The organism is Flavobacterium tructae (genome assembly GCF_002217475.1).
Taxonomy (GTDB): domain Bacteria; phylum Bacteroidota; class Bacteroidia; order Flavobacteriales; family Flavobacteriaceae; genus Flavobacterium; species Flavobacterium tructae.
Window position 1 is genome coordinate 1 of record NZ_MUHH01000029.1, and the last position, 1598, is coordinate 1598.

Consider the following 1598-nt stretch of genomic DNA (forward strand, 5'->3'; position numbering starts at 1 on the left):
ATCCATGATAATTTCTTTGAACTTGGAGGTCATAGTTTACTGGCTACACGTTTGGTTTCTATGATTCGTAAGGAACTGGAGATAGAGTTGTCGATTCGAGAGGTATTTACCCATAGCAGTATTGGAGGCTTAAGTTCCCATTTATCGGTTCGTTTAGAAAAAGGATTGCTTCCTGCTGTTTCACTGCAGGCTCGTGCGTCTCATATTCCTTTATCCTTTAGCCAGGAGCGTTTATGGTTTTTGGACCAGCTTCAGGGCAGTACGGAATACCATATCCCTACAGTTCTTCGTTTAGAGGGATCTTTAGATGTTTCTGTATTGGAGCAGACCCTTCAAGAGATTGTTAGCCGTCATGAGGTATTGCGAACCCTTATCGTGTCGGAGCAGGGTATAGGATACCAGCAGGTTATAAGTTCATCTGCCTGGTCACTGGACCGAACAGATATAAGTGAGGAATTACTTCAGGATAGTCTCTACGCTTATCTTGGCAGGCCTTTTGATTTGTCTTTGGATTACAAGCTCAGGGCTTGTCTGTACAGACTTGGATCGGATCAGTATGTCCTTGCCTGTGTATTTCATCATATTGCCAGTGACGGTTGGTCCGAAGGTATATTGGTAAATGAATTTATGGAGTTGTACAATTCTTTTAAATCGGGCCGTTCTGCGGTACTTGCTGATCTGCCATTGCAGTATGCCGATTATTCGATTTGGCAGCGTGAATATTTACAGGGTTCTTTTCTGGAGGACCAGTTATTGTACTGGGAAGAGAAGCTCAGGGGTGTAAGCACTTTATCTTTGCCTACCGATTATGTTCGTCCTTCCGTGCAGAGTAATTCAGGGTCAAGCATTTCATTTACCCTTAGTGAAGGGTTACGTGATTCTTTGGTATCATTATGTCGTGATCAGGGAGTTACTCTTTTTATGCTTTTATTATCGGCTTTCAAGGTTTTGCTTTCGCGTTACAGTGACCAGGATGATATTTGTGTAGGTACCCCTATTGCGAACCGTACCCAGTCAGAGCTTGAGGGTATGATTGGATTTTTTGTAAATACTTTGGCGCTTCGCAGTAATTTGAGCGGCGATCTAAGTTTCCGTGATTTGTTGTCCGATGTAAAACAGACCACCCTTGAGAGTTACGACCATCAACTGGTTCCTTTTGAGAAGGTTGTTGAGCGTGTGATTACTAGCCGTGATATGAGCAGCAGTCCTTTATTTCAGGTTTTATTTTCTTTACAGAACAATGAAGAGGGTAAAGATCTGGATCTGGACGGGATTACTATTTCAAATTATGAATTTGAAACTGTTACGGCCCAGTTTGATCTGACGCTGAGTGCGGCGGAAAGCCATCAGGGCATTTCATTGAGCATGAACTACTGCACTGCCTTATTTGATTCATCGACAATTGAGAGGATGCTTGTTCATTACCATGAGCTTCTCAACAGTATTGTCCAGGATATTGACCAGCCATTGGGCAGTCTGAAGATTCTTTCCAAGACAGAAGAGCACCAGTTGCTGCATGTCTTTAACGATACTTATGTTTCTTATCCTCAAGATAAGACTGTTGTTGATTTGTTTGAGCAACAGGTTGAGCGTACCCC

At 42.8% G+C, this 1598-nt stretch carries 1 protein-coding gene; it reads left to right on the top strand.

Annotation, left to right across the window (positions count from 1 at the left end; translation table 11 throughout):
- A partial coding sequence (locus B0A80_RS13735) for a condensation domain-containing protein (protein WP_233430749.1) occupies positions 1-1598 on the top strand: 1598 nt, incomplete at both ends.